This window comes from Bradyrhizobium sp. AUGA SZCCT0105, from assembly GCF_018129565.1.
Lineage (GTDB): Bacteria > Pseudomonadota > Alphaproteobacteria > Rhizobiales > Xanthobacteraceae > Bradyrhizobium.
Map to the genome: position 1 here is coordinate 81,479 of NZ_JAFCMK010000004.1, position 23,299 is coordinate 104,777.

Sequence of the window (23,299 nt, forward strand, 5' to 3'; positions counted from 1 at the left end):
GCGGAGCATTTGTACCGCTCCTGAGCGCTCTCTATTGAGCGTTCATTCGCGCTGGTCGGTTAACGGCGGCGGCACGTGTGATTTGCCTACCGTGGGATGCAGCCAAGGCGAAGCCCGGCCTTAAGCGTGAGGGTGGCTGCCGGCGAGATGGACTTCGCCGCAAGTAGACGCGACCTGTGCAGCGCCATCGTATGCGTGGGGTCCGAAAGCGACGGCCTGGCTCCGCCGAGCAAGATCGCTGAGGATGTGGGAAGCATCTCGACGCGCGAGTGTCGGGATTTCTCTCCTATGTCCTCTGCTCTAACCTCCACCACCAAACAGGAAGAAGATTTGAGATTAGAGGATGATTTGACCCGCTAAGTCGGGCAGGGCGTCAACAGAAACTCGAGGAGGGGGGGTGGCAAAACTCTAGGGCGCTCCAGCGCAAACCGGTCTCCATCATTCACACGCAAAAAGTTCGGAAATAAAAACAAAAAGCCCACTTGGGCGAATGTCTTAGAAGTCTGCTCGGCACTCCGTTGCTGGGGCGCCTCGCATTTCTTCGACAGCAAATTCCAGCTCGGTCCGCACATCCGCAGCGCAATCGCACTAAGTGACACCTGGTGTTGTCATGCAAACGTTTAGTCATCCTTTTCGATGCCAGGGTCCGATCGTTGCGCCAGCTTCGCAACCGGAAGCCGCCAACCGCGCTTAATCGCCATTACGCGAAGAATGAAGCACGAAATCAACGCCACCACGGTCACCGGAGCGACCGGAAGTTCAAATACATGGCCGACGACAACGATAGCCGCCGCCGCGAGTGCCGCAACCGCATAAAAATCTGCGCGCAGGACGGTCGGGATCTCGGCGAGCAGCACGTCGCGGACCATGCCGCCGCCGATCCCGGTGACCATGCCAAGAACAATCGCCATTACTGGATTGAGACCAAACGACAGCGCTTTAGACGAGCCTGCGACGGCAAATAGCGCCAGTCCCGCCGCATCGAACACCAGCACTGAATTCGACATCCGCACAATCAGGGACGAAAAGTAAAAGGTGACGAGGCCGGCGACCAGCGAGACGCCGAGATAGCGCCAGTCGCCGACGGCTCCGGGAGGCACTGCGCCAATCAAAAGGTCGCGGGTGATGCCTCCGGAATTTCCCGCAGCGAAGGACAAGACCATGACGCCAAACAAGTCCAGGCCGCGCTTGGTCCCCGCCAGTGCGCCGCTAAGCGCAAAGACAAAAGTCCCCGTCAGATCAAGCACGATAGGAAGCTTGTCCACGGCGTTGGCTCTCCTCGACTCACGAGAGAACAAACATGCTTCACTGGCCAGAATGCATGCCTAGGCTGGCAACCAGGCACAGGCCGCGACGACGAGCGCTTCGACACCGGTTTGTAGCGTCGGGTGGAGAACGGGCGCGAACTTCGGGCTGTGGTTCACTGGAAGCTCGTTGAGCTTGTTCGCTTCCTTGGCTTTCTCGTAGATCTGTGGATCGGTACCGCCGACAAACCAGAAAACCGAAGGTACGTGCCATTGGGACCCAAACGATCCAAAGTCCTCGCTCGCCGGAGCCGGCCCCGTCGCCCGGACACGATCGGCGCCGAAATGTCCCCGGAATGCATCAACCACCCGGTCAGTGGCTCTTTGATGGTTCACGTTCAAAGGGTACTGATCGATAGTCGTGATCTCCGGCGGCCGCGGCGCCCCCGAAGCGGCCGCTTCGGCATTGGCAATCCGCTCGATTGCAGCCAGCACCCGCGCGCGAACGCCAACGTCGAAGGTGCGGACATTGAGCTTGATGATGGCCTCGTCCGGGATCACGTTTTCCTTAGTGCCTGCCTGGAGGACGCCAACGGTCAGCACGGCGGCCTCGGCAGCGGCTACTTCGCGTGAGACGATGGTTTGGAGCCTCAGAACGGTCGAAGCGGCCATGACGACGGGATCGATGCTGGCCTGGGGCATGGAGCCGTGCGCTCCTCGGCCGAACAGACGGATCTGCAGGCTATCCGCCGCCGACGTGATCGCGCCAGCACGACCTGCAACTGTGCCAGACGGACCTACCATCACATGCTGGCCCAGGATTACGTCCGGTTTCGGAAAGCGCTCGAACAGACCGGCGTCGATCATGGCCTGTGCGCCCTCGCCCGTTTCCTCAGCCGGCTGAAAGACGGCCATAAGCGTGCCACGCCAAGAAGCCTTAGCTTCCGCCATCAGTTTGGCGGCGCCTGCGAGCCAGGTGACGTGCATGTCATGGCCGCACATATGTGAGACAGGAACGGTCTTGCCCTCTTTGTCCGTCGTCGTGGCTTTGCTGGCATAAGGAAGACCGGTAGCTTCCTGGATGGGCAGCGCGTCCATGTCGGCCCGCAGCATGACCGTCGGGCCATCGCCATTCCTAAGCAGGCCGACGACGCCGGTTTTTCCGATCGCTGTCGTCACCTCGTAGCCAGCAGCGCGAAGTCGATCGGCCGCCAGACCCGCCGTGCGCGTCTCCTGCATCGACAGTTCCGGGTGCGAATGTATATCCTTATATAGGTCGGAGAGGTCGGGAAGCATTGCATGGAGGTTGCGCAATGCCGGGTCTGAAGCGAGCGACTGAGCTTGGGCCATGCCTAAACCTTTCGAGCTTGCAGTGCACGATTTTGTCCCCATTCGGCGGCGCCGCAATCGATTTTTTTGCCATCAAGCGAAGTTGACAGCTTGTCGCTGGTTGGCCAGCGGGCTGGTATCGGTTTCGATCCATCATCCGCATGGATCGCTGTTGCAAGCGAGGGGGGTGGTCAAATCCTCTGGGACTTGTGGCTCGCGGACCGGCCTCACTCTCACCCGCAGATTTTTTTTCGATCCATCGTCCTTTTCCGCCTCGGATCGGTACAAGGAAGGATATGTTGAAGAAAGAAGTTAGAGTTTTCAGATATTTAGAGAGCCGAGACTCGCCGACTAGGAACTCCAGGTTGGATTTATTTTCAGAACGTGGACCAAGCTGCGGGGGTCGTGAGGCGATGACACTCAATCTGTGTGGTTGGGTGGACGGCTTACGATTCTTGGTGGAATGTGTTCGGCGCAATAGCACGTTGGCGACGGGAGTGAATCATGCCGTCGATTATCAAAACGCCTATTCGGCTGTACCTGGATAGCAGCGATATCAGTAATCTGGCAAAGCGCGACGACACTTTCGCTGACACTCGCAATGCACTGCTGGCACTCATCGAGCAAGGTGTCCTCGAAACCCGCTTTTCGTTCTTTCACGTGATCGAACTTGCCCACACGGTCATGGCGGCGAAGCCAGACGCACTGGACCGCGCTAAGCTTCTTCAGAAACTGTGCAAAGCCAGAGCGCTTCTTTATCCAGATAAGCTCTATCTGTGCGAGGCTCGGTCGCTCATCGAGGATGGGTATCCCGAACACCAAAAAGGCAGCCAGGCTCGCGTTTATGTCGAGGATGCAACATGGCTGCCGGACTGGATCACCGCCATGGCGCCGCGCCTGGCGGTCGCGCTAACGCGTCGGCTTGAAAGCGAGATCGCTGGCTTCACGAGAAAGATCATTGACGAGATGCGGCTCGGTCCCATGGCGCGAACTCGAACGGGGTTGAACTTCTTGCCCGATGGCAAACCCAACGCCAAGATTCTCGCCATTGCAAAGGATCAGATCGATTCCCTATTGCTAAAGTGGCGCGCAAAATTGCCTTTCAGGCCGCAATTTTGGTCGGAGAAACTACTGATCCGCTACCTGCAAGGGGAGGTGGGTGAGCGCAAGTTGCATGAGGAGTGCCTCGCAGCTTTCTCCGATCCAAGAACCTTTATCGAATGGTGTGTCGACGAAATCCCTGAGGTCCACGATCTTCCTGGTGACGTCAGGCAGTCTGGCCAGGAGAATGCGAAGCTCATCACGGAGCTGCGCGAGAGAATGACGGAGGATCAAGCGTTTATCCGAGAGATTGTGCGGCTGGATGAACCGCAGCTTAGCGAAAGCGATTTAACCAAGAAGATCCGGTCGTTCCGGGACGAGCAGATGCGAGTGATCCCGCCAGATCTCGGCAAATATCGCGACGACGAATTGAGAAACTTGTTTCAAGCCAATGTCGAGAAGCTTGAAAGGTTGGGTATCGACCAATCGCGTTGGGATAGCTGCGTTCCGTCATCGAGCATCGGCTCGTTGCCCGCTTTCGATGTTCTCCTCGAGGCCGCCAATTCGCGCTTTGTCGATGACGCCAAGAGCACCCGGCAAATGAGCCACAGCGATGCGGGCGATCTGCTGCATTCGCTCTATGTCCCCTATGTCGATATTTTTCGTGCCGACCGCTCGTTTCGCGCGCGGATTGGCGGAATTGCGCAGCGTTTCCAGACCGTGCTGGCACCCGACCTTAGGGGACTGCCCGAGCTAGTCAAGCAAATGGCGGATGCGCGGCATTGATTTGAAGGGGCGATCGCGAGACGACGGTGGCCTGACAGGCCCATTGGCCGGCTTCTTCCATAACATCTCATTCGCGAAGGGCTCGCAAATGGTTAATCGCCAGGGCGCTGCGCTGGGCGAGACCTGCAGCAACGGCGCACAGGACGGCTGGCGAAGGAAAGGCCGACCACCAGCGGCGCAGCGCATGAGTAGGGCGCAGGATCGCTAGCAGGCTAACTTGACGAGGGGTGGGCAGCGGTCGATCTCTATATCAAGCCGGATGCCGCTGGCTCGGAACGCACTACAGGAGAACCTTTTCGGAGCGATCTCAGCTTCTGAGCGGGAAAAGCTCGCCGGGCTCGTTCGTAATCGCAATAACGGCGGCTCGCACATGGACCGTTTCAGTGAGGCTCACATGGATAGCCTATCATCGCCACGCGATACCTCGACCTATTTTGGAAGTCTGGCGCGAGCTGGTCAACAAATTAGGGCGGCGGCATGGTGGGCGGCGTTCGCGCTCGTCGCTGCAAGTTTGAACGCCGCGCTTGCAGAGACGCCGGCCGCACAGAGATTTTCGCAACCAGGCCTTCAGCGGATCGGTGACTATCTGCGTCATGAGATCGCGATCAGCAAAATTCCGGGCGCCATCCTGTTGATCCAGCAGCACGGAAAGCCCGTCTATTATGAGAAATTTGGCCTGCGCGACGTCGCGACCAAGGTGCCGATGACGGATGACACCATCTTTCGGTACTATTCGATGTCGAAGCCGATCACATCGGTTGCCGCACTGATGCTGGTCGACGACGGCAAGCTGTCGCTCGATGATCCCCTCTCCAAATACATTCCGGCCTTCGCCGATGTAAAGGTCGGCGTGGAAAAGCCTGATGAGACCGGAAAGTCGGTGTTTGCGCTGGAGCCGCTCAAGCGTCCGATCACCATACTCGATCTGATGCGACAGACCTCCGGCATCACCTACGGGTTTTACGGCGACGGCCCTGTGCAAAAGCTCTACCGGCAGGCCGACCTTTACAGCGGCGATTTTGACAACGCCGAGTTCGCTGCGCGGCTGGCTAAGCTGCCGCTCGCCGAGCAGCCCGGCACGACGTGGACTTACAGCCATTCCGTCGATGTGCTCGGGAGAGTGATCGAGGTGGCTTCGGGACAATCGCTGTTTCAGTTCGAGAAGGAGCGGCTGCTGGATCCCCTTGGCATGAGCCATACCGCGTTTTTTGTCGCTGACGAGGCGAAGCGCCCGCTGGTTGCCCAGTTCCTGCCGGATGATCTGATCGAGCCGCCTATCGCCGGAATCAGGGACCCGACGGTGCGTAGGCGCTGGGAATCCGGTGGCGCCGGCATGGTCGGGACGGCCGGCGACTATGCGCGCTTTGTGCAGATGCTGCTGAATGGCGGCGCGCTTGACGGGCGACGCTATCTGAAGCCGGAGACGGCGGCCCTGATGACGTCGGACCAAATCGGCCCCGGGAGCGGAATCGAACCCTCCAGTATCTATTTTCTGGCGGTCCACGCCGGGTTCGGTTTGGGCGTCGCCGTGCTCACATCGCCGCAGCCGAAGAGGCCTTGGCCGCCGGGCGTCTATGGATGGGATGGCGTGGCCGGCGCCTTTTTCTTTGTTGACCCGAACGACGACCTATTCGTGCTCTGCATGATGCAGTCACCGTCGCAGCGCGGGCGGATCGAGACGGAGTTGGCGCCGCTGATTTTCGATGCGATGGTTAGGTAGGCTGTCAAAGCTTGATCCACTCAAAGACCAATCGCGATTGTCGTTAGCCCGCAATACACTCGGCTCCTACCATGATTGCTCCGGTCGCGCTGGGATCTCTGGGACTTGGTTTTGCTTTCATGGGAGAGTGGGACAAGGGTTCTGCCCTTGCCGAAAAGGCCATTCGATTGGCCGGTCCTAACGCTTCCTACAACTGGTGGTACGCCCCAGCAAAACGCCATTGGTGGAGGGGCGAGTACCAACAAGCACTTGAGGACTTCCGGCACGCCTACATCGACGGCTTCTGGCTCAGCCACCTAGATCAACCATATACGCTGCCGCTTCTGAATCGGCTCGACGACGCGAAGGCGCAGATCGCGAAGCTTCTAAAGTTGCGCCCGGATTTTACGATCCGCGAGGCAAATGCGTATTATCGGATGTACTGTTTCTCGCCCGAATACATAGAAAAGATGAACCTGGCTTTGCGGCAGGCCGGGCTACCGGAATAAGTTTCATAGGGTTAAAAGTCCGAGGACGGCTTGTGGCCCTTCACGGACCTCCCGAGGGGGCGGCGTTGATGTCTGGTTCCTAATTTAGATCGATGCGGACGTCGCGTACCGAAGACGATCGGTTGTCTCTCCGAGGCCCGGCCTTGCTCGTCTAAAGGCCGAGTTATTCCATAACAACGAATACGCGAACGGTAACCGCCGGAAGCCTTGCCATTGCGGTCTGGCATTCAGATATTTTCGAGACGTTCGCTCGCGACCAAGTTGAGTGCTCGCGCGTCCCCGATCGCCCATCGCGGATTTGCGAGGGCGCCGGTGGTTCTGCCGACGATCAAGATCCTGCTTGTTTCGGACATTGTGCCCGGCAATCCGTGCGACTCGAGCAAATATCATTCAGACCTTCGCGAAACGCGCCTCCAACGATGCGAGCAACTAAGCTTACGCAAAATTACGAGTGACGTCGTTCGAGCAGCATGCGTGGCAAAATCAGCCCGAAAGTCATGGCTAGAATGACAAGAATCGCCGTGACGCCGTTTACGGCGATGTCGGTCAGCAGAGTTATCGGTGCCTGCGGGCCCGCCGAGATCAACGCGACGACGGCGCTCGCTGCCGTAAAGAGAAAGAAGCCCGGTATCATAGAAACAACTGCGGAGAAGCCGAGCGCGGCGAAAGGCAAATGTAGGCGGTCTACGACCGGAGTGACGATGATGCTGATCAGGATGCAGGCGGCAAGCGCTCCAGTCGCGACATTCGTCCCCGCGAGCGAGATCAGTGCCCAGCGAGCTGCATGCCCCACCATGCCGGCTACGATGGGGAATGGCAACGTGCGCCACGGCATCGAGAAGAGAGTGCCGAAGGAGGCGACGGCGCATCCTGCCGCAATCACGTCGGCCAAGAATGGAACCGGCGCCGAAGATCCAGCCGCCGGCGGAACGCCGCCGCCGGCTGTGAAGCCCAGAAGCAGACCAACGCAGATCATCAGCAAGACGACGCCGGCATAGGCCAGGCGTGCGATGCCAAGTGCGATTCGCGTGCGCACCAGATCGATTGCGCCGTTGAGCAAATGTGGACCAGGCACCAGCACCATGCAGGGACAGAATGCGACAAGAGCTGAGCTCGACAGATGCAGGCTGGTGGAAGATATGACGGCCACGCTCCCGGCGATGAGCGCGGCACAAAGCGGCTGAGTGAAAGGGTTGGTGCCGAGGCCTGACAGCCAGCAGCGGCGGACGAGCGCACCGAGGGCGGCGCTCGCGGCGATCAGGATCAAGCTCGTCATATCGAGCGCGCCAAATATCACCCCGAGCGATGCCGCGCCGGTGGCTGCAAATGAGGTGAAACGCAGCGTGGATACCGGCGGCAGATTTCCTGCCGACAACAGTGCTGGTCGTGCCTCTTCCAAGCGTAGCGAGCCGTCGCACAGTCGATCAATGACCTTGCTGACAGCAAGTACCCTGTTCATGTCGACGCCCAGCGGTTTTGTGGGAACGGTCTGCGACAGGGATGTGCCGTCGATCTCGATAGTGAGTTTGTCCCAATCTGGCAGAACTCGCACGGGCAGGCCCAACCGCTGTCCGAGGCGTTCGACTGTGACCGCCATCCGTTCCGTGGTCTGCCCGTTCTTGAAAAGGAGGGCGGCCGCCAGCGCGACGATGCCAAGTGATGTCTCGTTCGCTGGCGGTCCGAAATCGAATGCGAGGCCGGGCGCAGATGGGCATCCGGAAGAAGCGGCCAAAGCGCGCTCTCGAGTGGTGACCGGCATGACAATGCTCCTGCCCTAGAGCCCGGCGCTCTGTCCACCGTCGACATGCAGGATCTCTCCGGTGGTGAAATTGGCGCCTTCGAGATACATCACCGCGTCGACGACGTCGCGCACTTCACCCATCCGTCCGACAGGATGCAGCTTGGCAAGGAAGTCGTACGTTTCTGGCGCATGCATTGGCGTCTTGACCGCGCCAGGTGCCACAGCATTGACGCGGATACCGCGGCTCGCATATTCGACTGCGAGTGACTTCGTTGCGGCGTTCAAACCACCCTTCGTTAAGGCCGCCAGCGCCGACGGCGCCTGGCTATTTGCGTTCTCGTCGAGGCTGCTGGTGATCTGCACGATGTGCCCGGATTGCCGCTTCAGCATCTCTGCGACGGCGCGATGAGTGATATGGAAGAAGCCGGTGAGATTGATCGCCAGCATGTTGGAATGATCTTCAGCCGTATATTGGGTGAATGGCTTTCCAATGAAGATTCCGACGTTGTTGATTAGCGTGTCCACGCGACCGAAGCGCTCGAGCGCTTGCGAGACGATACGTTCCGCAGTCCTCGGATCGACGATATCGCCGGCAACGGCCAGGATATCCGGATCAGACGACGGCCTGATCGAGCGTGAATTCGCAACCACACAAAAATTGCGATCGCGATATGCCCCGACCAGGGCCTCGCCGATACCCTGCGACGCGCCTGTGATGATAGCGACTTTGTGTTCTGCAGCCACGATGGCCTCCATGTTTTAATATTAAGGCGGCAGGCGCCGGTTGCGGCGCTCGCCGTGTCATCGTGCGGTCCAGCCGCCGTCGACAGAGATCGACGTGCCCGTGACGCTCACGCAGCCGTCGCCGGCTTCGCCTTGGCGGGCGGCACCGCACGGAAAGCGATCGAGAGCCGGTTCCATGCGTTGATGGTGCCGATCAGTATAGTCAGGTTGGTGGCCTCGGCCTCGGAGAAATGCCTGCGGAGCTCCTCGTACACATCGTCGGGCGCATGCGTCTCAGTGATCAATGTCACAGCCTCGGTCCAGGCCAGCCCGGCGCGTTCGCGCTCGGTATAGATCGGCGCCTCGCGCCAGGCATCAAGAAGATAGAGGCGTTGTTCGGTTTCGCCGTGCTTGCGCGCATCCTGCGTGTGCATGTTGATGCAGAAAGCACAGCCGTTGATCTGGGAGGCTCGGGTTCGGACAAGCTCAATCAGAGACAGTTCGAGCCCGGATGATTGGATCTGCATCTCGACCGCGGCGAGTGCCTTGATGGTCTCGGGGGCGGCCTGGTAGAAATTTATGCGAGGCTTCATGGTCGTTCTCCTTTCGAGGTTGAAGACGGTCGTCAGTGAGCGCCCCCGCCGTCGAGGCGGTCGGGTTTGGTGAGCATGAGCGCCGCGCTCAGGGCGATGAGCTGCGAGACGCCGAGCAGATAGAAGGTGTCGCTGAAGCCGAGAATGAAGGCCTGCTTCTGGATGATCTTCCCAATCGCGACATAGGCGCGGTGGATGGCGTCGACGCGATCGATCACGCCATGGCTTATGAAATACTGCGTCAGTTGATCGAGCCGCGTACGGGTCGCCTGCTCGAATATGGTGACCTGCTGCGAAAGCAGATTGGAGTGGTATTGCTCGCGTTTGGTGAGTAGTGTCTGCAGCGCGGCGATCCCGATCGCGCCACCGAGGTTGCGCATCATGTTGAACAGGGCGGACGCGGAGGCGGCGTTCTCCTGCTCGATCCCGGAGGTCGCGACCGCTGAGAGGGGCGCAAAGCAAAGGGCTTGCCCGATCGCGCGGACGACGTTCGGCCAGAACAACTGGTCGGCCGCGTAGTCATTGGTCATGTAGATGTTCATGAAGTTAGAGGCTGCGAACAGCGCAAAGCCGACGCTGATCACGAGCCGCGGGTCGACGCGCTTCATGAGGCGCGGCACTAGCGGGATCAGGACGAGTTGCGGAAGGCCGGTCCAAGCCAATACCATGCCGATCTGCTCCGAATTGTAGCCCTGGATACGGGATAGATAGACAGGCAGGACATAGACCGAGCCATAAAGCGCGACGCCGAGCAGGAAGTTCGCGAGCACGCCGAAGCCGAAATTGCGACGCAGTAGGATGCGCAGGTTCAGCAGCGGCTTGTTTGTGGTCAGCTCAACCACGAGGAACAGCGTCAGCGCGACGGCGGCGATCACCGCCAGCCGCACGATGAAAGGTGAGCCGAACCAGTCGTCCTTGTTGCCTTCTTCCAATACAGTCTGGAGGGCGGCGAGGCCAATCGTCATCGTGATGACGCCGGACCAGTCGCCTTCGCGCAGCAGCGAGAGCTTCATCGGCTTCGCTTCCAGCGAGACATAGAGCATCGCGATCATCACGGCGCCCGGAATGATGTTGACATAGAAGACATACTCCCAGCCGAAATTCTCGGTGAGGTAGCCACCGATGGTCGGACCGATCGCCGGCGCGAACGTCGCCGAGATGGCGAACATCGCCAATCCGATCGGCTGTTTAGCTCTCGGCAAGAGCGTGATGATCAGCGTGAACGCCATCGGAATCAGCACACCGCCGGTGAAACCCTGCACGGCACGCAGCGCGATCATCTGCGGCAGATCCTGCGCCATCGCGCAGGCCGCTGAGAACACGAGGAACAGGAATGCGTTGACGAGCAGATAGATGCGAACAGAGAAGACCTGGGAAAGCCAGCCGCTGAGCGGGATCACTACGATCTCGGCAATCAGGTATGAGGTCGAGATCCAGCCCCCGTCATCGAGGCCCGCACCGATGCCACCTTGGATGTCGGCAAGCGAGGCGTTGACGATCTGGATGTTGAGCACGGCCATGAACGCGCCCAGCGTGGCCCCGGTTACCGCAAGCCAGGTCTTTGCGGAGACGACGGGAGACGCCGGCGCTGCGGAGGACGATAGATGTTGGCCAGTCGGAATGCCGTCGATGCGGGCTTGCAGTGCGGTCATGGTTGTCTCCTCGAGTGCGCCGGAGAATCGATCAGCTGCGGGGCTCGCCGTCGCGCAACGCCAGTTGTTTCGCGGCCTTGCGCTCGGCCACGACGGTCGATTTGGTGTTGACGGTCGGCACCGCCGACATGCCGGGACGCAGCAGACCGCTCAGGCTCCGGTCGTCGAGCACGATCTTGACGGGGACGCGTTGCACGATCTTGGTGAAGTTGCCGGTGGCGTTGTCGGGCGGCAGCAACGCGAACTCCAGGCCGCTCGCCGGCGACAGGCTGTCGACGTGCCCTTTCAGCCTGGTCGAATGGAAGCTGTCGACACGCAGATCGACGGGCTGGCCATTGCGCACATAGGTGAGCTGGGTCTCCTTGAAATTGGCAACCACGTAGACCTGATCGAGAGGGACGACGGCCATCAGCTGCGTACCGGCCTGCACATATTGCCCGACCCTCAGCGTGCGTGCGCCGACGGTTCCGTCGACGGGCGCGGTAATCCGTGTGTAGGACAGGTTCAATGCAGCCTGCTGCTCAAGCGCTCGTTCATGTTCAAGTCGCGCGACGGCTTGGGCGCGTTGGGTCGAGAGCACCTCGACGGTCTTATTGGCCGCGGACAATCCCGCCTTGCCCTGCTGCAGCTGCGCCGTCTGCGCGCGCAACGCCGCGTCGGTTTGCTGGGCGCGTTGAATAGTTCCGGCGCCCGTCTTCATGAGGTCGTCGTAGCGGGCGCGCTCCTGCTGCGCGAATTTCAGGTTGGCTTCGGTCGCGTCGACCTGGGCGGCCTGCTGCTGGATTACCGGCTGTTGTAGCTCGATCTGGGCATCGAGGTTGCGGATCGCGGCTTCGGAAGCGGCGACGTCGGCCCTGGCCTGCTCCGCCGCGGTCTTGAAATCGCGATCGTCGATCCGGGCCAGGAGCTGGCCGGCCTTCACCGGCTGGTTATCGGCAACCAGCACATCGGAGATGTAGCCGGAAACCTTCGGCGCGATGATCGTGGAGTCTGCCTTCACATAGGCGTCGTCGGTGGTCTGCAAATAGCGGCCGGTCGTGACGTAGTAACGGGCGAAAGCGGTCGCGCCGGCGACGCCGAGCATTGCGGCGAATGCGATCGCCGATCGTTTGATGGCCTGCCTGGATGAGCGAAGGCCGGTCTTGACGGATTGCTCGGGAGCGTAGGTGAGAGTGGACATGGGGTTCTCCGGTGTCTGCAGGCAGCGCGGAAGGTCAATCGGGGCGATGAACAACATGGGTGATGGGCGAGTGCAGGAGGTCGACACGGCGCGTGCCGACCGGCGTGGCGGCGCAGTGCCAGGGCGCGGGCTCTTGATGGCAAAGAAGCCCGCGCCCGTTCAGTCCGTCAGTAGTCCCAGAAGGCCGGCACGAAGCGGAAGGCGTCGCCATCGACTGCGACCCGGCCTATGGACGGGAACGGCATGTGAGTGGCCACCAGCAATTCGCCGGTCTTGGCAAGCTCCCGTAGCAGTTGGACGCGAACCCGCGTCGCTTCCTCGGGGTCGTGCTCGAAACCGTTGTGCCAGTCGGGGTGGTCGAACCCGACCGAAAACACGGCGTCGCCGGCGAACATCAGCCGCTCTCCGCCGGAGGCCACGCGAACCACGCTGTGACCGGGTGTGTGGCCGCCCGTACGAGACACCACAACTCCTGGCGCCACCTCGTGCTCGTTGTCGAATTGCCGGAGCTGGTCGCGGTATTCCTGCGCGAAGCGCCTGGCAGTGGCGCGAAGCGCGTCCGGGAATCCCTGCGGCATGGCGGTGCGGGAGAAATCGGGCGCCTCCCAGAACCTAACCTCAGCGGCCGCCACGTGGATCTGCAAGTCCGGACGCAGCCGCTCCTTGATGCCGTCGGCAAGCAAGCCGCCGATATGGTCCATGTGCATGTGGGTCAGCACCACGTCGGTCACGGACGTGAGATCGATGCCCATGGCCTCAAGGCGCCGGATCAACTGACCGGCCCGTGGCAGGTGCAGATCCGGGTCGGATCCGAGGCCGGCGTCGATGAGGATGGTCTTGCCGCCGCTGCGCACGACGACCGCATTGAGCGCCCAGTCGAAAGCGTCTGACGGCAGGAACATATCATCCAGCCAGGCATTTCGAACCGATGAGGCGACGTTATGTGCCAGCATCGTGGCCGGGAGTGGGAGCACCCCATCGCTGACGACGAGTACCTCGATCTCGCCGACCTTCAGTGCGTAACGCGACGGCACCAGTTCTTCAGGCTCAGTCGTGCCAGAATGTGAGGGGTTGCCCGGGACGGGTTTGGTCATCTGTTTCACAGTCATTGTGGTCTCCTGTTTCGTGGTGAAGTTTCACGTCGGGTGGTGCTTGAGCAGACCGCGCACGTCGAGGAGCGCGGCCGTCTTCGCTTGAGGCAACTAGAGATTCACTACCTGTTCCGGATCTGCTGAAGCGAGAGCTGCAGCGCGATCGGCTTTCGGCGGATAGATCCAGACGGTGTTGATCTCGCGCTTGGTCTTCTTGGCGTCATCGCCGACGATTTCGAGCTTGCGCTCCCATCCGCGCGTGAACAGCGCGCCAGCCTCGCCAAGGTCGAGACAGGTGACGTAGACTTTCTGGTGATAAGGTTTGGTCGGCTTGCCCAGCAGCTCGGCGGCGGCGTTGTGGCCGGCAAAGGCGCCCATGCGGGTCGCATGCTGGCACGACATCAGTGCGTAGTTGCCGGCATCGTCGCATGCCGCACGTGCGGCGTCGCCGGTGGCAAAGACGCCAGCCACCCCCGGAACGCGCAAGTCACGATCGACCAGCAGTCGGCCGAACCTGTCACGCTCGCCCGGAATCTCCGCGGCTAGCGGAGCGGCACGGATGCCCGCCGCCCAAACCACGGTCGCCGCTTCAATGCGCTCACCGTCGGACAGCGTGACACCGCCTTCATCGAGCGATGCGACGCCGGTAGCGACCCGCGTTTCGATCCCCAGCTTGCGCAGTGCGTCCTCAATGACCGGACGAGAATCCGAGCCCATGTTCGGTGCGACCGCGGCGTTCCTTTCGACGATGATGATGCGCGGCTTGGCATCCTTGCCGAGGATCGCACGTAGTCGCGCCGGCATCTCGGTAGCAGCCTCGATGCCGGTGAAACCGCCGCCGGCAACGACCACGGTATCGCGTCCGCTGCTTGCCGGCCGGCCTGCCAGGCCATGCAGATGCTTGTCGAGCGCAATGGCATCGTCGAGCTGGTCAACGCTGAAACCGTGCGCGGAAAGGCCGGGAATGTCCGGTCGGAACAGCCGGCTGCCGGTGGCCACGACCAGACGGTCGTAGGAGAGCTCATTAGTGCCCGTTGCGGTCGCAATGGTTACGGTGCGGGACTTCGTGGCGACCGTCCCCGCGCTGCCCCGCATATAGGTGACGTCGATGGCGTTCAGCACATCCGAGAGCGGCGCTGTCAGGGTCTCTGGCTTCGATTCATAGAGCCGCGGACGAATCACGAGTGCGGGCTCCGGCGCGACCAGCACGATCTCAAACGTATCGGACGAAACGCCGTGGATATCGCGCAGGCGGGCGGCGGAAAGTGCGGCATACATGCCGGCGAAGCCGGCGCCGATGATGACGAGTCTCATGTGACTACTCCTGTGGTTTGGTTCTTCCGGGCATGCGCGCGCCATCGTCGCCGCTTTTGCGGCAAGCGTTCTGCAGACAATGTTGGCGCGAAGACGTGAGACGAAATCGGTAGTCTAGGGCGAGAGACAGCCTGCGACCGGTGGTGTTCGCCGTGGATATTCGCTGCGCAGCAAGATTGGCCGAGGGGCGCTCGGGATCCATTCAGCGTAGGGGAGTTGGGCGCTGTCCCTTGTCACGACAGACATCCCTGGATTGGGGTACTGCAGGGATTGCGGTGGAATTTCCACCTCATCACCGGTTGCCGATGTGAAGCGAACTGCCAGTGAAAGCCCGTACACGATTGTGGTCGCGACGATCCTTCGTCGTGGTTCGAAAGAGGGGAGGCTCACGAAGCGCTTCCAGATCATTGTCGGTCTCCGTCTAATGGATCGTGGGCACCCTGTTTATCTAGCGGATCAAACCTGCAGCCGCGCCAGAGAGATTGACGTCTTTGAAGAGAGATTGCGGTTAGCGCATGCGTCGTCGCCAATCGCTCGGTGTTTCTCCGGTCAGATTCCTGAACGCTGCGGTGAAGGCCGTTTGAGAAGCATAGCCAAGCTCCGCGGCCACCGTCGCGATAGCCGCGTCGGTATCGCGGAGCAAGTTCATCGCCCGCTCGAGCCGCTGTTGACGTAGCCAGGCATGGGGCGAAAGCCCAGTACTTTCCTTGAAGGCGCGACAAAAATGAAAACGGGACAGGCCGGCGTCGGTGGCAAGAGCCGCAAGAGAGACGTCAGCATCACTGTCCGAACCCAAGCGCTCGATCGCTCGTCGCAGCGCATGTGGAGAAAGTCCGCCAGTGATCGGCCCGAATGCGGTTGACGCGTCGGCGTGCTCAGCGAGAATACGCGTCGCCACAGTGTCGGTCAGTTGCTGTCTCAACAGCGCGTCTATTGCCGCATTGCCCTCCAGCAAATCCGCAGCGCTTATCAGCAACGAGGATGTGAGGGCGTCTGGATGTCCCGTGCGCTCCCGGAGATCGCCGGGCGCAGGAACTTCGGCTTCGCGAGCAACGCGTTCGAGTGTTGCATGAGGGAGATAGAGTTGGATGACATCCACAAAGCCAGGAATATCCCATCTGGCTCGCGAACCCGCCGGAATGATCGTCACTACACCCGATCGCGCCGTCCCAACAGCAACCGATTTTCCGGACCGTCGCTCGAGGCGCTGAACGCCCGTTGGGTAGGTCATGATAACGTGGTCGGCCATGGGCTCAACCACGTCGTGCAGGGCTCCATGCTTCCAATGCGCGATGGAGCCATTGGAAGGGTCGGAAGCTATTTGGAGTGGCGATGTCTTCAGTACACGCGCCATCTCCGCGTCGGCAGGATGCAGATCGCTGACGGGCAAATTGTTCGATCCTGCGCCGGACGGACGAGGTTGAGATGCCTGCAAATGATCGTGCACGACCGGAGTGTTCATGGAGCGGTCCTCGGGGTCAGAAGACACTTCGTTGCTCTCAAGCGATTGTATTAGCGCACGTGACGCCGCCAATCGGCGGGCGTCTCGCCGGTCAGGCGTCTAAAGGCTGCGGCGAAGGCTGTCTGCGAGGCATAGCCGAGCTCCGCCGCCACCAAAGCGATCGATTCGTCAGTACCCCGAAGGATATTCATCGCCCGCTCGAGACGGTGCTGCCGCAGCCAAGCATGAGGGGAAAGCCCGGTGCTTTCTTTGAAGGCGCGGCAAAAGTGGAAGCGGGATATGCCCGCATCTGACGCAAGCGCATCGAGGGAGACATCCTCATCGCTCTCCGAGCGCAGGCGCTCGATGGCGCGAGCCAGGACCTTCGGCGAAAGTCCGCCGATGGTCGCCTGCAATTTGGTTTTCGATCCGGTATGTGTAGCCAAAAGCCGCAGGGCCAACAGGTCCGTCAATTGATGCCTGAATAGCCGATCCAGAGCCCCATGGCCCTCGAGAGCACCATGGCCGTCCAGCACACCCGCCGCGCCCAAGAGTAATCGGGAAGTGACGGGATCCGGATGTCCCGTTCGCTCCAGGAGATCGTTCGGTGTGCCTGTGGCAACTTCTTCGGCAACGCGCTTGAGTGTTGCGTGAGGAAGATAGAGTTGAACGACATCGACGGGTTTCGGAATGTCCCATCGCGAGCTCGATCCTTCCGGAATGATGATCACAGCGCCGCGACGGAACGTTCCAATCTCGACCGATTTTCCTGACTGCCGCTCCACGCGCTGTGTCAAGCCGTTATAGGCCATGATGACATGGTGGCTCATAGGTTCGACGACGTCGTGCAACGGGTCGTGCTTCCAATGCGCAATCCCAGCGCCAGAAGAATCCAAAGCCATGCGGAATGGTGTCGTCCCGAGCACGCGCGCCATTTCCGCATCGGCGGCGCGATACTCGTGGCTGAGCGACTCTCGTTGATGTAGCTCGGACGAGGCTGGTGAGTACTCTGGGGCATCGTGTTGGATCGGGTGGCTCATTGGCTTTTGCTCGTATCGGAGGCCATGCGCACGCGCTACCGGCTCGACTCCACGTGCTCACGCGAAGTCGCCGCCTTGTGTCTGCTCGTAGGAGATGCCGGTGAATGCTGCGAGCGTTCGCTGCGCGTTCTAGGCGCGGAGAACTACGGTTTCTTTCCTAAAACGGAGGTGTTTTGCCAAATTCTGCTTGAGGCTTCGCTTGCTTAACGTCCTTGTGATCGGTGGCCGTAGACTTTAGGTCAGCCTCGCTGATAGGTTTTGTCCTCGATCGCGCCGTGAGTGTTGAAATCCCTGCGGAAAATGTCGCGTCGTAAAGCGGTCATAATGGCCGTTCGTGTCGCTCCAAATCTAGACCGCAGCGTGCCGATCCCTGATAATTGCGGGCGCGGCGATTGAAGAACCGCTTGCCCCGACCCCTTGCGATGAGAACCGACATCCATGACCCAGGCAGGCACCTTCGGACAGAGGGTCAGGCAGTACCTGCACCTGAAAGACGTGCCAAGCTCGCTGGTAACCCGCTCAACGCGCGGAATTGATCTTGCCGCCAGCGAAACGCAGAATGACAATCCTGTGCCAGGTCTCTCGGGGTCGATGGCAGACGAGGCTTATATCGTCAGCCTGAAACTTCACGACTATCCGGAGTGCGAACTCTGGAAGCACGGTAAGTGTGTCACGAAGGCGGATGTCAAGGCCGGTACGACGTGGCTGTATGATCTCAGGCAAGATCCTCGCTATGTGATCGACAAGCCGTTCCATTCAATCCAGTTTTATCTGCCACGTTCGGCGCTCGATCGTGTTGCTGAAGAAGCGGGCGCGCCACACGCCGATGATCTTGCCTGTCAATTTGGTACTGGTCATGACGACGACGTGATGCGCCATGTCGGGGCGTCGCTGCTGCAAGCGCTGCGTCGACCGGACGAAGCGAACCAACTTTTCATTGATCACATGATGCTCGCGTTCGGCGCGCATATCGCACAGGCCTATGGTGGACTGCAGCGCGTCACCAGGTCGGCTCGTGGCAGCCTCGCGCCTTGGCAGGTAAGGCGAGCTTGTGAAAGGCTAGATTCCGATCTGGGCGGTAAACTTTCGCTGCAACAGATCGCGGCTGAATTTGGCCTTTCGGTCGGCCATTTCTCACGTGCCTTTCGCGGTTCCACCGGTCTGCCGCCTCATCAATGGCTGCTTCGCCAGCGCCTGAAGGCTGCGAAGCAGTTGATGACAGTGCGTGAGTTGCCATTGGCCGAGATCGCGATATCTGCCGGCTTTGCCAACCAAAGTCACTTTACGCGGGTGTTTACGGCCACGCTCGGGATCAGCCCGGGCGTGTGGCGCCGCGAAAAGCTCGGCATGTCCGGAGGGGATACGTGATGCCGGCCAATGCGAGAATTGCGGGTTGTGTTCCAGAACGGCTGTGTTTTGCCTGAACCCGGCTTCAATCTCTGCTTGCCTGACGTCGTGTGATGAGTGGCCCGTAGGCGCTAGGTCAGCATCGTTGATCGATGTCTTTCGCGTAATAGGGTAATGAACGCAGCCCGCAGGCGAGCGAGAACCGCCTGGCCCAGCTACCAGCGATGAGACCGGCCACATGACAGAGAGGGGTTTCTACGGCGAGAATGCCAAGCAGTTCTGTCGCCTTGAGCAGCAACCGTCCTCGTTGATTACGCGTTCGCTGCGCAACACCGAAATCGCCGTCACTGAGACCCGCGATGATGCCCCCGCGCGAAGCCTTTCCGGCGCGATGCCCCTTGAGGACTCCTTTGTTGTTAGCCTGAAACTTAACGACTACCCGAGCTGCGAGCTCTGGGCACACGGCAAATGTGTTACCAAGGCCGATATCCGAGCGGGCGCAACGTATCTGTATGACATGAAGACGGATCTGCGCTTCGTTATCAACAAGCCGTTCCACTCTCTCCATTTCTATCTTCCGCGCTCAGCGCTCGACGGCATCGCCGAGCAATTCCGTGCACCGCGCGTTGGTCAGCTGCCTTGTCAGCTTGGCGTCGGCCATGACGACGCAGTCGTCCGTCATATCGGTGGGGCGCTCCTGCCAGCGCTACGCCGGCCGACCGAGACCAGCCGGCTCTTCATCGATTACACGATGCTCGCACTTACGGCGCACGTCGCGCAGACCTATGGCAGAATGCGCGTCACTAAGTCGGTCCACGGCGGTCTCGCGCCTTGGCAGTTGAAACGGGCCTGCGAAAGGCTGGATGCCGATCTGGGCGGAGAACTTTCGCTACAACAAATTGCAGCTGAGTTCGACCTTTCGGTGAGCTATTTTTCACGGGCTTTTCGTAGCTCCGCCGGCTTGCCGCCGCATCAGTGGCTGCTTCGCCAGCGCGTGAAGGCCGCAAAGCAGCTGATGACGGTGCGCGAGTTGCCCTTGGCCGAGATTGCGATATCGGCCGGCTTTGCCAACCAGAGTCACTTCACGCGGGTGTTTACGGCCACGGTCGGGATCAGCCCGGGAGTATGGCGCCGCGAAAAGCTCGGCCTGTCCGAAGGGATGCGTGATTCTGGGTAAATGCGCGGCAGCGCGTCCGATCAGCGGCGCATCTTCAGCGAGATGGCGTAGGCCACGGCCCGCGCAGCAAAGATCTCGTCGTGCGGGTGGCCAATGCCTTCGGCAAGTTTTGCTGGATCGAACATGGAGCCATCGCAAGCTTCGTTTGGCTCGATGCCGGTGATCACTATCGTACCAAGGCGCACTGCCTCGCGATTATCCTCATCGGGCCATCGAACAGTCAGGTCCATGATAGGGTCATTGGGCCGGTCAAGCAGCGCCATTACGCTGAAGCGCATATTGCCTTTCTTGACACGCCGTTTGAGTTCGGTGTGCAGGAAGTCAGTTGACCTCGTGTTCGCGGGCGATTCGGTCAGCGCCACTTCGCCGCCGACCGGCGCGATCTTGAATTTGATGAACCGTGTCTCGTCCATCGCATTGGTGGCAGGAAAGCAATGCACACCCCAATAGGTCGTGCTGGCAAAGCTCGCCGGCGGCGGCCGCGCGGCGATGTAGTTGACTTGATGCAGTGTTTCGGGATTAGCAGCAGAGAACGCTCGGATTTTTTCCGAATCCAGCTTTCCATCGGGGCCCGGAACGCGTACCTCGAGGAACGCTATCATCTGCTCAAGCGTCCGTGCATAATGAACGGGACAGTCTTGTGCAAGGATGTCTGAGCGATGGTTGCTGTTGCCGAGTCTGAAGCTGAAGCCGCGCGGCACGAGATTTTCGCTATCCGCCACATTGGGATCGCCGTCGCCCACCGAGAAGCGCGCCAACACGCGTGATGGTCTTGTGAAGCTTCGCGATCTAGTAATTTCTTCCGCCTGATTTGACGGAATGTAGGTGCCGTGGACGCATTGGCCTTTGGCAAAGCTGGCGCGCGCTTTTGGCGGATCGCCAGCCACCGCTTTCAGCGCGTCAACAATCGAGGCGGGCGAAGGAGCGCCCTTCGGGAACTCGGACATGGCGACCTTGGTTCGAAAGCCGGTAATCGTAAAGGTCTACCTGGCCGAACGTGCCGTCGCCCCCGAGCGATTGACCTGATTGCAGAGCGATTGCTGCTAATGGATAAGTCTCGGCAATAATTCAAGAATTGTCCGTATGAATAGGTAAATTCGTAGGCTGGGGCGCCTGCTTGGCGCAGGCGCACAATCGCCGCCGTCGCCGCCGTCCGCCCACGGGGTGTCGCGAAACTTCTGGATGTTTCAGGTTCAGCTCATTTCTTTGGCCACGGATGAAAGCTTTTCGCGCAGCCACTTATGTCCTGGGTCGGTAGTATGGCGGGGGTGCCAGTACATGGCCTCATGAATATCCGGGAGGGCGTGCGGAGGCGCGAGCAATCTAATCTTCAATGTCGCGGCTAGCTTCTTGGCGGCCCGCTCCAGGACGAGACTCACCAATCGAGTCCCCTGAATTAGAAACGGATTGAGCAGAAAGCTTTCAACCGTCACCTGGATGCGGCGGGCTATGCCCGCGTTTGCAAGGTGCTGGTCGGCGAGGTTCAGTTGCCTATCAGTGCCGATCCCGTAAACGAGGTGGGGCAATTGAAGAAATTGTTCCTCGGTAAGCACATCACCGGCGATATCAGGGTGATCGGCATCGACGGCGCAAAGCCAGCGATCGCTCAGCAGCGCGCAGCTCGGGTAATCACTTGAACCGAACAGTTCGGTGGGCTCGATAACGATGTCGGCCTGATTGGTCTGCAAAACGCGCGCGGCGTCTCGCGCTCGGGGCAGCAGATGTATGGTCACATTCGGAGCCTCGTTTGCAATCATTCGGACGAGCGGAGTCAAAAGGACCAATCCCGCATAATCGGATGCGCTAATAGAAAATGTTCTGGCATCACTTGCGGGATCGAAACTCGGACGCCGCAGCAGAGTCTGTTCGATCCTATTCAGCGCGTCTTTTAGCGGAACGATCAGCTCTTCTGCATTTCGCGTCAGGACCAAATCCCGGCCGGCGCGCACGAGCAACGGATCACCGAAGATGTCGCGAAGCCGAGCGAGTGCGGCGCTCATCGCCGACTGACTGAGCCCGATACGTTCCCCAGCTCGACTGACGTTTCGTTCGGTGAGGAGAGCATCAAGGATCACAAGGAGATTTAGATCGATGTTTCGCAGGTTCATCGCGGTCCCCCAATGAAAGGCGCGAGCCTAGCAAACTGAACGATAACGCACCACGCAAATGCGAAGCCGACGATCGCGACCTGACGGAGCGGCAATCACCCGAGCTGAAGGGCTATGTGCAGCGTCCGCTTATTCGTTCATCGATTGACGCGTTTGCGGGCATCCGATCCTGTCGCTGCATCGCAGCAGCCAAGTGATCCATGCCACGGATAGTTGGGATTTCAAATATCGATTAGATTTTGACGCCGACGCCACCTAGCCTCTTCGACAGAAGAATTGTCGCAACGAGGCGCGCGATGAAGAGAGCGAAAAAAGTCGGAGGAATAGCAGCCAGATGTTCGTCTTCGCAAACCGAAGTGGATGCGAATGCGTTTCGGGCGGCGATGCGTCACTTTGTCGGAAGTGTGAGTGTCGTAACTACCTGGCACGACGGTAGACCATGGGGAATGACGATTAATTCGTTCACCTCGATCTGCATGGATCCCCCCACGATTCTGGTCTGTCTGAACAGCAAGACCGTTACTGCAGCGGACGTTCGCGATTTCGGGCGGTTCGCCGTCAATCTTCTCAGTCAGGACCAACGTCATCTTTCGGAGGTTTGTTCGCGTCCGAATGGCGACAAGTACGTCGATGAACATGTCTTGCCGGCAGAGAGAGTGTTGGGAGCGAACGGGATACCGAAGGTGCGAGATGCGTCGGTGGTTTTCACATGCCGGACGGTCGAGCAATTGATCGTCGGCAGCCATCTCGTTGCGATCGCTGCAATCGAGAGCATCGATGCTCCGGGCCCTCGCCCGCCATTGCTCTACGGGCATGGTCGCTACATGCACGGTATCGATTTGGAGGCGCGAGCATGAGGTTGTCGGTCGAACTAACCCCGATCGGGATCGCAAAGAAGCTCTACGCCGCTTACGACAATCATGATCCCGATACGATCCGTGAATTGTATCGCGATGACGCGACGCACGATGAAGTGTCTCAAATGCGCACGAAGCGCGGGGTCGACGAAATCGTGTCCGGAATGCAGAAGCTGTTTTCGTGGCTGCCCGATGTTCGCTGGGAAGTAAAGGCGATGGTTGGTAGGGAAGATGGGGCAGTCGCGATCTTCTATACCATGCACGCGACAGCGCCGCGCAAAGACAGCATTCAGCTGGCCAAGGCCATTTCCCTGCGAGGTGTCCAACTCGTCAAGATCGAGGGCGGCTTGATACGCTGCAGCGAAGACTACTGGGACGCTGCAACGCTTCAGCGACAACTTTCCTGACAACCCCCAAGGAGGACTGA

Annotated in this window: 20 protein-coding genes; 7 read left to right on the forward strand and 13 right to left on the reverse strand. The window is 60.0% G+C overall.

Features of this window, described 5'->3' with window-relative positions; all coding sequences use genetic code 11:
* Positions 1-620: 620 nt before the first annotated feature.
* Together JQ573_RS20015 and JQ573_RS20020 are read right to left on the reverse strand one after the other, a co-directional pair.
* Positions 621-1,265 carry a trimeric intracellular cation channel family protein gene (locus JQ573_RS20015; RefSeq protein WP_212316606.1) on the reverse strand — a complete coding sequence of 215 codons (645 nt, stop codon included), beginning with the start codon at positions 1,263-1,265 and terminating at the stop codon, positions 621-623.
* A gap of 60 nt (positions 1,266-1,325) precedes the next feature.
* Positions 1,326-2,594 carry a M20 family metallopeptidase gene (locus JQ573_RS20020; RefSeq protein ID WP_212316607.1) on the reverse strand — a complete coding sequence of 423 codons (1,269 nt, stop codon included), beginning with the start codon at positions 2,592-2,594 and terminating at the stop codon, positions 1,326-1,328.
* Positions 2,595-3,077: 483 nt separating this feature from the next.
* Between JQ573_RS20020 and JQ573_RS20025 the strand changes: the two genes are divergently transcribed.
* The 3 genes from JQ573_RS20025 (at position 3,078) to JQ573_RS20035 (ending at position 6,608) form a co-directional block, all read left to right on the forward strand.
* Complete coding sequence (locus JQ573_RS20025) at positions 3,078-4,400, forward strand: hypothetical protein (RefSeq protein WP_212316609.1); 1,323 nt, start codon at positions 3,078-3,080, stop codon at positions 4,398-4,400.
* Between the two features lie 394 nt (positions 4,401-4,794).
* On the forward strand, positions 4,795-6,120 hold the full coding sequence (locus tag JQ573_RS20030; protein WP_212317224.1) for a serine hydrolase: 1,326 nt from the start codon (positions 4,795-4,797) through the stop codon (positions 6,118-6,120).
* Positions 6,121-6,191: 71 nt separating this feature from the next.
* Entirely contained in the window at positions 6,192-6,608 is a 417-nt protein-coding gene (locus JQ573_RS20035) for a hypothetical protein (protein WP_212316611.1), read from the forward strand.
* Positions 6,609-7,053: 445 nt separating this feature from the next.
* Here the strand turns inward: JQ573_RS20035 and JQ573_RS20040 are convergent, their stop codons facing one another.
* The 9 genes from JQ573_RS20040 to JQ573_RS20080 all read right to left on the reverse strand — a co-directional run bounded on the left by JQ573_RS20040 (position 7,054) and on the right by JQ573_RS20080 (position 17,383).
* Positions 7,054-8,367: a threonine/serine exporter ThrE family protein gene (locus JQ573_RS20040; protein ID WP_212316613.1), complete on the reverse strand. Its 1,314-nt coding sequence runs from the start codon at positions 8,365-8,367 to the stop codon at positions 7,054-7,056.
* A gap of 15 nt (positions 8,368-8,382) precedes the next feature.
* Positions 8,383-9,093: an SDR family NAD(P)-dependent oxidoreductase gene (locus JQ573_RS20045; protein WP_212316614.1), complete on the reverse strand. Its 711-nt coding sequence runs from the start codon at positions 9,091-9,093 to the stop codon at positions 8,383-8,385.
* A 107-nt stretch (positions 9,094-9,200) separates the two neighbouring features.
* Positions 9,201-9,665: a carboxymuconolactone decarboxylase family protein gene (locus JQ573_RS20050; protein WP_212316615.1), complete on the reverse strand. Its 465-nt coding sequence runs from the start codon at positions 9,663-9,665 to the stop codon at positions 9,201-9,203.
* A gap of 32 nt (positions 9,666-9,697) precedes the next feature.
* Positions 9,698-11,317, reverse strand: a complete 1,620-nt coding sequence (locus tag JQ573_RS20055; protein WP_212316616.1) for an MDR family MFS transporter — start codon at positions 11,315-11,317, stop codon at positions 9,698-9,700.
* 31 nt (positions 11,318-11,348) lie between these two features.
* Positions 11,349-12,497 (reverse strand): HlyD family secretion protein, encoded by a 1,149-nt coding sequence (locus JQ573_RS20060; protein ID WP_212316617.1) that lies wholly within the window; start codon positions 12,495-12,497, stop codon positions 11,349-11,351.
* Positions 12,498-12,664: 167 nt separating this feature from the next.
* The gene (locus JQ573_RS20065) at positions 12,665-13,591 is read right to left on the reverse strand and encodes an MBL fold metallo-hydrolase (protein ID WP_212317226.1); all 927 of its coding nucleotides are present in this window, start codon (positions 13,589-13,591) and stop codon (positions 12,665-12,667) included.
* Positions 13,592-13,699: 108 nt separating this feature from the next.
* Positions 13,700-14,902, reverse strand: coding sequence for an NAD(P)/FAD-dependent oxidoreductase (locus JQ573_RS20070; RefSeq protein ID WP_212316618.1), 1,203 nt, complete (start codon positions 14,900-14,902; stop codon positions 13,700-13,702).
* A gap of 508 nt (positions 14,903-15,410) precedes the next feature.
* The gene (locus JQ573_RS20075; RefSeq protein WP_212316619.1) at positions 15,411-16,364 is read right to left on the reverse strand and encodes an AraC family transcriptional regulator; all 954 of its coding nucleotides are present in this window, start codon (positions 16,362-16,364) and stop codon (positions 15,411-15,413) included.
* Between the two features lie 50 nt (positions 16,365-16,414).
* Positions 16,415-17,383 (reverse strand): AraC family transcriptional regulator, encoded by a 969-nt coding sequence (locus tag JQ573_RS20080; RefSeq protein ID WP_212316620.1) that lies wholly within the window; start codon positions 17,381-17,383, stop codon positions 16,415-16,417.
* A 438-nt stretch (positions 17,384-17,821) separates the two neighbouring features.
* On the opposite strand from JQ573_RS20080, the gene JQ573_RS20085 reads away from it, so the two are divergent.
* Together JQ573_RS20085 and JQ573_RS20090 are read left to right on the forward strand one after the other, a co-directional pair.
* Positions 17,822-18,751 (forward strand): helix-turn-helix domain-containing protein, encoded by a 930-nt coding sequence (locus tag JQ573_RS20085; RefSeq protein ID WP_212316621.1) that lies wholly within the window; start codon positions 17,822-17,824, stop codon positions 18,749-18,751.
* 217 nt (positions 18,752-18,968) lie between these two features.
* Positions 18,969-19,907 (forward strand): AraC family transcriptional regulator, encoded by a 939-nt coding sequence (locus tag JQ573_RS20090; protein ID WP_212316623.1) that lies wholly within the window; start codon positions 18,969-18,971, stop codon positions 19,905-19,907.
* Between the two features lie 20 nt (positions 19,908-19,927).
* On the opposite strand, the gene JQ573_RS20095 is transcribed toward JQ573_RS20090, so the two are convergent.
* Together JQ573_RS20095 and JQ573_RS20100 are read right to left on the reverse strand one after the other, a co-directional pair.
* Positions 19,928-20,854, reverse strand: coding sequence for a catalase (locus JQ573_RS20095; protein WP_212316625.1), 927 nt, complete (start codon positions 20,852-20,854; stop codon positions 19,928-19,930).
* A gap of 246 nt (positions 20,855-21,100) precedes the next feature.
* A complete protein-coding gene (locus JQ573_RS20100) occupies positions 21,101-22,015 on the reverse strand; it encodes a LysR family transcriptional regulator (protein WP_212316627.1) in 915 nt (304 codons plus the stop codon).
* Between the two features lie 383 nt (positions 22,016-22,398).
* Here JQ573_RS20100 and JQ573_RS20105 point away from each other — a divergent pair, with 383 nt between their 5' ends.
* Together JQ573_RS20105 and JQ573_RS20110 are read left to right on the forward strand one after the other, a co-directional pair.
* Positions 22,399-22,872, forward strand: a complete 474-nt coding sequence (locus JQ573_RS20105; RefSeq protein WP_249132119.1) for a flavin reductase family protein — start codon at positions 22,399-22,401, stop codon at positions 22,870-22,872.
* On the forward strand, positions 22,869-23,279 hold the full coding sequence (locus JQ573_RS20110) for a nuclear transport factor 2 family protein (protein WP_212316631.1): 411 nt from the start codon (positions 22,869-22,871) through the stop codon (positions 23,277-23,279). The genes JQ573_RS20105 and JQ573_RS20110 overlap by 4 nt, the downstream gene beginning before the upstream one ends.
* The last annotated feature ends 20 nt before the right edge of the window (positions 23,280-23,299 follow it).

Coding starts and splice junctions, on each gene's coding strand:
- JQ573_RS20025 (WP_212316609.1), top strand. CDS start 3,078: ATGCCGTCGATTATCAAAACGCCTATTCGGCTGTACCTGGATAGCAGC.
- JQ573_RS20020 (WP_212316607.1), bottom strand. CDS start 2,594: ATGGCCCAAGCTCAGTCGCTCGCTTCAGACCCGGCATTGCGCAACCTC.
- JQ573_RS20105 (WP_249132119.1), top strand. CDS start 22,399: ATGCGTCACTTTGTCGGAAGTGTGAGTGTCGTAACTACCTGGCACGAC.
- JQ573_RS20085 (WP_212316621.1), top strand. CDS start 17,822: ATGACCCAGGCAGGCACCTTCGGACAGAGGGTCAGGCAGTACCTGCAC.
- JQ573_RS20075 (WP_212316619.1), bottom strand. CDS start 16,364: ATGAACACTCCGGTCGTGCACGATCATTTGCAGGCATCTCAACCTCGT.
- JQ573_RS20035 (WP_212316611.1), top strand. CDS start 6,192: ATGATTGCTCCGGTCGCGCTGGGATCTCTGGGACTTGGTTTTGCTTTC.
- JQ573_RS20065 (WP_212317226.1), bottom strand. CDS start 13,591: ATGACCAAACCCGTCCCGGGCAACCCCTCACATTCTGGCACGACTGAG.
- JQ573_RS20090 (WP_212316623.1), top strand. CDS start 18,969: ATGACAGAGAGGGGTTTCTACGGCGAGAATGCCAAGCAGTTCTGTCGC.
- JQ573_RS20100 (WP_212316627.1), bottom strand. CDS start 22,015: ATGAACCTGCGAAACATCGATCTAAATCTCCTTGTGATCCTTGATGCT.
- JQ573_RS20110 (WP_212316631.1), top strand. CDS start 22,869: ATGAGGTTGTCGGTCGAACTAACCCCGATCGGGATCGCAAAGAAGCTC.
- JQ573_RS20040 (WP_212316613.1), bottom strand. CDS start 8,367: ATGCCGGTCACCACTCGAGAGCGCGCTTTGGCCGCTTCTTCCGGATGC.
- JQ573_RS20070 (WP_212316618.1), bottom strand. CDS start 14,902: ATGAGACTCGTCATCATCGGCGCCGGCTTCGCCGGCATGTATGCCGCA.
- JQ573_RS20050 (WP_212316615.1), bottom strand. CDS start 9,665: ATGAAGCCTCGCATAAATTTCTACCAGGCCGCCCCCGAGACCATCAAG.
- JQ573_RS20030 (WP_212317224.1), top strand. CDS start 4,795: ATGGATAGCCTATCATCGCCACGCGATACCTCGACCTATTTTGGAAGT.
- JQ573_RS20055 (WP_212316616.1), bottom strand. CDS start 11,317: ATGACCGCACTGCAAGCCCGCATCGACGGCATTCCGACTGGCCAACAT.
- JQ573_RS20095 (WP_212316625.1), bottom strand. CDS start 20,854: ATGTCCGAGTTCCCGAAGGGCGCTCCTTCGCCCGCCTCGATTGTTGAC.
- JQ573_RS20080 (WP_212316620.1), bottom strand. CDS start 17,383: ATGAGCCACCCGATCCAACACGATGCCCCAGAGTACTCACCAGCCTCG.
- JQ573_RS20060 (WP_212316617.1), bottom strand. CDS start 12,497: ATGTCCACTCTCACCTACGCTCCCGAGCAATCCGTCAAGACCGGCCTT.